Consider the following 7,313-nt stretch of genomic DNA (forward strand, 5'->3'; position numbering starts at 1 on the left):
TCATATCGGTCCTCCTTTGACTCTACGCCACCGGACCGAATCGACTTAGAATAGAGAGTCAAGGCCCATCATGGATTGGTCCGAATTCGATCTCGCGATGTCTGATGAACGCTACCTGGATGGCGCAGCCGTATTCAAGGAGGAACCGCGCATGCCCGTGCTGACCGTCCTGGACAACCTCGAAGACGGAATGGCGCCCGAGGCCGTAGCCGAAGCGTGGCAAATCGATCTGCGCCTGGTGAACGCGGTCAAAGAGTTCGCCGAAAGCCGGCGCCTTGCGCGCTCTTTTCGATAAAAACGTCCCGTATCGGATCCGGATATACCTGACACAGCACGAGGTCCGCACGGTAGCGGAACAAGGGTGGAATCGGCTAACGAACGGTGATCTGTTGAACGCTGCTGAGGCCGAACGATTCGACGTCCTGGTGACAGCAGATCAAAACATCCCTTATCAGCAAAACCTAAGAAATCGTGTGCTCGCAGTCGTCGTTCTCGGGACTAACAAGCTAGAGCTGCTTGAAGAAGACCCAAGCGAAATCGTTCGCGCCGTCGACGGTATAAGAGCGGGGAGCATCGAATTCGTAAAGTACACACATCCGCGAAAACCGAAGCCCGGCGCAAATTTTTCCTAATCCAGCAATCTTGTCCGTCACCGGAATGCGATAAAAAGAACCTCTGTGACGCCGGCGTGAAGCTGTCGATCGTCACCGTCCCCTTAGAATGAACCTGTGAGCGAACTTCGATGGCATCCTTTCCTCGGCGAGTGGGTCGGCGTAGCGGCAGCGCGCCAGAACCGGCCGCAGCTTCCCAAAGACTGGTGCCCTTTCTGCCCAGGATCCGGCCACGTCCCCGATCATTACGACGTCCTCCTCTACCCCAACGACTTCGCTGCTTTCAACCAGCAGTCCGGCCCATTCTCGCCTGAAACCGGTCCCTACAAAGAGACCGCCGCGAAGGGATACTGCGATGTCGTCATCTATCATCCCGACCACACCCTGCTCCCTTCGCAACTCCACGCGGACCACTGGCGCAAGATCATCGACCTCTGGACTTCCCGTACCGAAGAGCTCCAGAAAGATCCCGACGTCGCGCAGGTCTTTATCTTCGAAAACACCGGCGAAGCTATCGGCGTGACCATGCCGCACCCCCACGGCCAGATCTATTCGTTCCCCTTCATCCCTCCGCTGCTCCAGCGCGAATACGACCAAGCCCGCGCCCATCATCAGCGCACCGGCGAATGCCTTTATTGCTTTGTGCTCAGTGTGGAACGCGACGCCCGCCAGCGCTGGGTAGCCGAGAATGAGCACTTCTTCGCTTTCGTGCCTTACTGGCAGCGCTTCCCCGGCGAAATCCAGATCTACTCCAAGCGGCACGTCGAAGCGCTGCGAGACCTCAGCGGGGTTGAGAAGAATGCGCTGTCCGAAATCATCCGCATCGTGCGTCTGAAGTACGACAACCTCTACGGCTTCCAACTCCCGTTGATGATGATCGTTCGCCAGCGCCCCGCGGCCGGCGATTACGCGTTCTTCCACTTCCATATCGAGCTGCTCCCGCTGCAGCGCAGTGCGACCAAGTTGAAGTATCTCGCCGGTGTCGAAACCGGTTCGGGCACCTTCCTGAACGACACCGTGGCCGACCAGCGCGCGGCCGACTTGCGCGAGTCCGAGCCCGCCACCACAGCCAGCGTCTAGTCCCGTCGTTCTGAAAACACCCTCTCGCCGGCATCGCCGGAGGCGCTGCTGAGCCGCGACAGCAATGGAGCTGGTGCTCCGGAAAAGAACTTTCGAATGCTTCTTACCGCGCGCGAGTCGAATGCTTCTCATGCGGACCGCTCCGCCGCCGTCGCGGCTCATAATGAGGATTTTATTTCCCCATCCCTATCCTTTCTAGTAACGCCGGTCTCTATATAAGTGTGGAGGAACCGAGTCCGCCATCGGACGGAGCGCTGGCAGTCGCCGCCACTTGCGGCGACCTCGACGCGTTCGGAATGTTGGCGCAGCGGTACCGCCGCGCGGTGGAGCGCATTGCAGCTTCTATCGCCGGCCCGGAAGCAGCCGAGGATGTAGCTCAGGATGTCTTTCTACTCGCCTTCAAAGCGTTACCCGATCTCGACGAACCGGAAAGCTTCGCCGCCTGGCTTTCGGCCATCACCCGGAACCGCGCGCTGCGCTGGCTCCGTAACGAGCGCCGTATGCCGCGAGTCGAGTTCGACGACACGCTGCTGCTCTATATCGACGCCGCATCTGCGCGCGAAGGCCGCAGCGCGTCCGCGTCGGCAGATCTCGCGGCCGATGTGGTGGACGGAATTGAGCGCCTCCCCGAAGGGCTGCGCTTGACTATGCGGCTCCGCTGGCTGGATGAGATGCCCATCCGCCAGATCTCGGCATTCACCGGAATCCCGGCATCGACCGTCAAGTGGCGGCTGTTTGAAGGTAAGCGGCTGCTGCGCGAACGAAAGCGTAAGTTACCTAAAGGAGAAGGAGTATGAACCCAATGATTACCGCAAACAAAGAGATGCAAAAGTTGTTGAACGTGCTGCATCGCATGGCCCGCACAGCGCGCATGAACCACTTCATGAACGGAGGCGCCGCGAACGATCAGGCGGACGCTTATAGCATCGGGCAATATAACCGCATTCTCGAAAGGATCCACGCAATCGACACCAGCGGCTTGCCTAGCCTGTTCGCCCCGCTGCCTGATACTGTCTCGTGGAGTACGCTCGGAAACGCCTGCCGTGACTTATCGGCTTACTACGAGGATGAAGTTTCCGGATCGAAGATCAACTGGAACGGATTTTCCGTCGACTATCGCTTCGATAAGAGCGCGTTCCGTCCGCATGGGATGCCGGAAGAGGTGAGCGAACTCGGTCACTTCATCCGCGAGAAGATCGCCGAATGGCAGGAGCGCAAGCGCGTTAAACCGGAATGATCGATACGATGTCGCGATTGAAGTACGTTCTTCGAGTTCTGATCGTCGTCGGCATCTTCGCCACCATCGTCGAGTCGACAGCCGGCGTGCGCCGCGTTGAAAGGTTCACGCTGGTCAGCGAGTCGGGATTAGTTTCCACTTACCCGCAGCTCAATCAGCGCTCACTCCTGCGTCTCGCCTTCGCCGCCATTAGTCTGTCGCTGTTGTAAATAGCGCGCTGATTCAGATCTTCGCGCCGAGATCAGCACGTCGCGCGGCTAATGCGTCATCGCATAAATCACGTAATCCACGCCGATCCGTATTCCTAACTCCGAGAACTGCGCCGGATACTCCGGGTTATCCGCATGTTCCCACGAGTCGCCTAAGTCCATGTTGAAGCACATCGCGACCATTACGCGCCCCTTATCGTCATAGATACCGCGCCAGTGGGGCACCGTGCCGTTATGCTCGTAAGTCTTGCGCGACTTAACGAACTGCTCGCCCGGAACCTGGTAGCGATCGTCGAGATCGTACACCGTGTGAAAGATCGCATCCTTATTCTCGATCTCGACAATCGGCCGGTCGGGGAACACCTTCTTCATGCCGTCGGTGAAGACTTCCCATTCCGTCGTCCCGTGGAAATCGTCGCACATGAAGAAGCCGCCGCGCAGCAGATATTCGCGCATCTTAGCGGCCTGGGCGTCGGTCAGGTCCCAGTGGCCCACTTCGACGCCGTAGAGCCAGGGCCAATCGAAGACATCGCCATCGTCATCGAGGTTTACAGGCTGCTCGACACTGCGCGCCGCAATGCGGGTCAGGCGCCGAATCGCGCCCGAGAGGTGACGGTCCGAGCGCGGATAATCCATCGTCCAGTTCGCTTCGCCTTTCAGCCAGTCCGTGTAGGGGCGGTCGCTGAAGCGAACCGACGGATACATGAGGCGCGCGAACACCCATTCGCCGGGCTGCTTCCAATCGGGCGGCAGCGGGAAATCGTAGTATTCCCAGCCCGGATAGGAGCGAAACGGCGCGGGGCCCGTGGCGGCGCACAGCCACACGCTGAGAGCTAGAAGGAGCGCCGCGGCGGTAAGCGATCGGGCCACCGATTCCAGTGTAGTGGGTCCTACTCCGTGACCGGCGTTTCGACCGAACTTTCGGATTCGCTGGTTTCGATCTCCGGGGCGATCTCGCGATCCGGCGCGGCCTCCATTTCGGCGGCAGCTTCGAGCGTCGCTTCATCGAGCGGCGGAGCGGCGACCTTACGCGCTTGCTCGAAGAGTAGATTCAGCGTCTTCTCGGTCAGGATGCGATTGGCGATCGCGTTCAGTCCATTGTTGTCTTCCAGGCGCTTGCGCACGCGCGGCACCGGCTCACGCTCGCGGCGGGCGAGCTGCTCCACCTGCCGGTCGACCTCTTCATTAGTAACCCGCAGATCCTCGCGTTCGGCGATCTTACCCAGCAGCAGACTAGCCTTGACTTCGCGCGTCGCCGCTTCGCCGTGAACCTCGCGCATCTTATCCCAATCGGGCGTCCACTTACTAACATCGACGCCCTCGGAAGCTAGCGATTGCAAGCGGTCCCGCACGCGGGCCTCTATCTGCCGATCCACGTAAGCTTGAGGAACCGGGAAGCTATGTGTGTCCACGATTTTCTCTACCAAAGCGTTCTTGGCGACTTGCTGCGCGGTAACTTCACGCTGCGCATAGATTAGCTTTCGGACATTCTCGCGAAGCTCGGCAACCCCGCGGAAATCGCCCATATCCTGCGCAAATTCGTCGTTCAGCTCCGGGACTTCCTTCTTGCGAACGCCCTTCACCGTGATCCGGAACGTAACTTCCTTACCCGCCAGCTTGGCGGAACCGTAGTCGTCCGGATAAGTGACCTGGATCTCCGTCTCATCTCCGGGACTTAGGCCGCGAAGACCTTCACTGAACTCGGGCAGCGTGTCCGCGCCGCCGATTTCCAGAGTTAGTTCATCGCTCTTCACCGGCTCCGCGGTCCCGGCGATACTTTCGAGCGAAAGCACGGCGAAATCCCCGTCGGTAAGAGCGCGCGGGTCGACATTGGCGAACGTGGCTTTCGCGTGGCGCATCTCATCAATGCGCCTGTCGATATCGGCATCGGTAACAACCGGCTCATGATACGGAACTTCGACTCCGCGGTACTCGCCTAACTCGATCTCGGGCGCTACTTCGAACTCCGCCTTGAACGTGAGCGGCTCTCCGGGGGTGTAGTGGACGTCGATGATATCCGGACGGCTGACAACCTTGAGCTGATCCTGCTCAAATTGCTGATCGAGATAGCGCGGGATGAGGACTTCGACCACCTTCTGCCGAATGTCGGGCTCGAAATTCTTGCGCACCATCGCGAGCGGCGCTTTCCCCGGACGAAAGCCGGGCAGCCGCACTTTCTTCTGGAAATCGCCCGCTACTTTGTCGGTTTCGGCGTTGACGACATCAACGGGGATAGTTACTTCGATCGCGTGCTTACAACCTTCAACGAATGCCAAAAAACGAATACCTCAGCGGAATATGTAACTGTTCAGGATACCAAGCCGGGCGCGCTGCCCGTTCATGCCGCGGAAGGTTTGCGCACCGTTTCCCAGAGGTGGGTGGCGACTTCGCGGCCCCTTTCGAGAGCCCGGTGGTAGAGCTCGTGGTGCTCATTGCGTTTCAGCCGGTCGCCCGTGAGGTAGACCTGTTCGACGGCGCGTCCGACCACGAACGTGCCGGCCCAGGCGATCGCGGCTTTCGGAATTAATCCGCCGCCGAGCGGAATCTTACCCACCAGCTCGCGGGCGATGGCGCGCCATCCGAAGGCGCTCCCCACGATCGACAGGATTTCGGCCTTTTGTTCCGCGACTCCGACCGCGCGTCCACTGCAAGCCGCGATCAGGAACGCCATGCGGACCTGATTGATGGTGAGGAACGCGGAATCGGTCGCATACTCGCCGAACGCCCAGGGCAGTTCAATAATCGTGGGGATGATGTTCGGCATGGCCGTCATCAGCGTGAACATCGCGTTCTCGCGGGCAATGCGGCTGACGATGCGACGCACCGTGGGATGGCGGAACGCCAGAAACTGCCGGGCGAGCGCTACTTCCAGATCGGGGCGAGCTTCCAGAATGTCTTCGACCGTGCGCTCGGGGCTATCCAGATAAAACGTGAAAGCGCCGCGGGGGCTGCTCACGCCCTGCTCATAAATCGCCAGATCGGCTGTCGGGCTCACGGTAGTTTCCGTCGCGCGGGTCAGCGTATGGAGCCCGGTGGCGCGATCCGCGGCGGATACTCGACCGGGGATGAAGAACGCCTCCATGTAGGAGTACGATTCTTCGGAATCGGCGACCAGTTGGATGTCGAGCGGGCGCTCGGCAAGCTGCCGGACGTTCTCGGGATTCAGACTCGAGTATGCGGATTTTAAGCTCTTGAGAAGACCGAATTGCATGTTGTTTCCGCCTTTAGTGTATCGCCCCGGAGCCCGATTCAACGCGCAACGCGTGCGGAATCAGACGCAGATCGTCGACCAGGCTTTGGTATTGCGATGCGCGTAACTGCTCGTCGGGCGCGCGCAGAATTGCCGAGGGATGAATCGTGATCAGCGCCCGGCGAGCCCAGTGATGCGCGACGAGTTTGCCGCGTTCGGTGAGGACTTTCACCGCGCGCCCCATCACCGATTGCGCCGCTGTGCCCCCCAGGCAGACGAGCACTTCGGGTTGCAGCGCGCCGATCTCGGCTTCGAGCCACGGACGGCACGCCGAGATCTCGATGCCGGTCGGCTTCTGGTGCAGGCGCCGCTTGCCGCGCTCGACGAACTTGAAGTGCTTGACCGCGTTGGTCACGTAAACCTGCTTGCGATCGACGCCGGCTTCTTCGAGCGCCTGATCAAGCAGGCGTCCCGCGGGACCGATGAACGGCTTGCCTGCAAGGTCTTCGGAATCGCCCGGCTGTTCGCCGACCAGGATGACGCGAGCATGCGCCGGTCCTTCGCCGAACACGGTTTGCGTGGCGTGTTTGTACAGATCGCAGCCCTGACAGGCGCGCGCGGCTTCAGCCAGGACATGGAAAGAGTGCGAGGCCGGAATGAAGCGTGCGGCTGAATCAGGTTGTTGTTTGGCCATTTGCGTAACTCGGGAATCGGCTTGCGCGACAAGGCTGGGGATCAACGTGGTCTCAGGCATCGTGGACCAGTGACGCACCGGCATTTCCGCCTTCATCGCGCTGATTTTGACGCGGGCCGGATTGAAGATGGACGCGTAGTAATCGAGCCAGAGTTGTTCGAGCGCATCGCCCTCGGGTGATTCGTTGCGAGCTACGCCGGGTCCGAAGCTGAGGTTCGTCAGATCCCAGAACGCGCTCTTATCCGGCGTGAGAATAGCGAATCGCATCGCGCCAAAGCGGCGCACAAAGAAC

The 7,313-nt window shown here is 60.0% G+C and carries 9 protein-coding genes; 5 read left to right on the forward strand and 4 right to left on the reverse strand.

Annotated elements, in window-relative coordinates; genetic code table 11:
• Positions 1-70 precede the first annotated feature (70 nt).
• The 5 genes from H1Y01_RS08680 (at position 71) to H1Y01_RS08700 (ending at position 3,137) form a co-directional block, all read left to right on the forward strand.
• Positions 71-295 carry a DUF433 domain-containing protein gene (locus H1Y01_RS08680; RefSeq protein ID WP_180540047.1) on the forward strand — a complete coding sequence of 75 codons (225 nt, stop codon included), beginning with the start codon at positions 71-73 and terminating at the stop codon, positions 293-295.
• Positions 296-728: 433 nt separating this feature from the next.
• Entirely contained in the window at positions 729-1,691 is a 963-nt protein-coding gene (gene galT, locus H1Y01_RS08685; RefSeq protein WP_180540048.1) for a galactose-1-phosphate uridylyltransferase, read from the forward strand.
• A 221-nt stretch (positions 1,692-1,912) separates the two neighbouring features.
• Positions 1,913-2,488, forward strand: coding sequence for an RNA polymerase sigma factor (locus tag H1Y01_RS08690; protein WP_180540049.1), 576 nt, complete (start codon positions 1,913-1,915; stop codon positions 2,486-2,488).
• A gap of 5 nt (positions 2,489-2,493) precedes the next feature.
• Positions 2,494-2,928, forward strand: a complete 435-nt coding sequence (locus H1Y01_RS08695) for a hypothetical protein (RefSeq protein WP_180540050.1) — start codon at positions 2,494-2,496, stop codon at positions 2,926-2,928.
• A gap of 8 nt (positions 2,929-2,936) precedes the next feature.
• A complete protein-coding gene (locus H1Y01_RS08700) occupies positions 2,937-3,137 on the forward strand; it encodes a hypothetical protein (protein WP_180540051.1) in 201 nt (66 codons plus the stop codon).
• A 48-nt stretch (positions 3,138-3,185) separates the two neighbouring features.
• On the opposite strand, the gene H1Y01_RS08705 is transcribed toward H1Y01_RS08700, so the two are convergent.
• The 4 genes from H1Y01_RS08705 to H1Y01_RS08720 all read right to left on the reverse strand — a co-directional run.
• Positions 3,186-4,007 (reverse strand): DUF4159 domain-containing protein, encoded by an 822-nt coding sequence (locus H1Y01_RS08705; RefSeq protein ID WP_219341396.1) that lies wholly within the window; start codon positions 4,005-4,007, stop codon positions 3,186-3,188.
• A 20-nt stretch (positions 4,008-4,027) separates the two neighbouring features.
• On the reverse strand, positions 4,028-5,413 hold the full coding sequence (tig, locus tag H1Y01_RS08710; protein ID WP_180540052.1) for a trigger factor: 1,386 nt from the start codon (positions 5,411-5,413) through the stop codon (positions 4,028-4,030).
• Positions 5,414-5,475: 62 nt separating this feature from the next.
• Positions 5,476-6,348, reverse strand: a complete 873-nt coding sequence (locus H1Y01_RS08715) for a hypothetical protein (RefSeq protein WP_180540053.1) — start codon at positions 6,346-6,348, stop codon at positions 5,476-5,478.
• 13 nt (positions 6,349-6,361) lie between these two features.
• On the reverse strand, positions 6,362-7,313 hold a 952-nt coding region (locus H1Y01_RS08720; RefSeq protein ID WP_180540054.1), incomplete at its 5' end, for a UdgX family uracil-DNA binding protein.

The sequence above is a fragment of the Nevskia soli genome, assembly GCF_903970205.1.
Lineage (GTDB): Bacteria > Acidobacteriota > Terriglobia > Bryobacterales > Bryobacteraceae > Bog-113.

Excerpts from the sequence above, each read along its gene's own strand:
- H1Y01_RS08695 (WP_180540050.1), top strand. The coding sequence starts at position 2,494 with ATGATTACCGCAAACAAAGAGATGCAAAAGTTGTTGAACGTGCTGCAT.
- H1Y01_RS08700 (WP_180540051.1), top strand. The coding sequence starts at position 2,937 with ATGTCGCGATTGAAGTACGTTCTTCGAGTTCTGATCGTCGTCGGCATC.
- H1Y01_RS08680 (WP_180540047.1), top strand. The coding sequence starts at position 71 with ATGGATTGGTCCGAATTCGATCTCGCGATGTCTGATGAACGCTACCTG.
- H1Y01_RS08715 (WP_180540053.1), bottom strand. The coding sequence starts at position 6,348 with ATGCAATTCGGTCTTCTCAAGAGCTTAAAATCCGCATACTCGAGTCTG.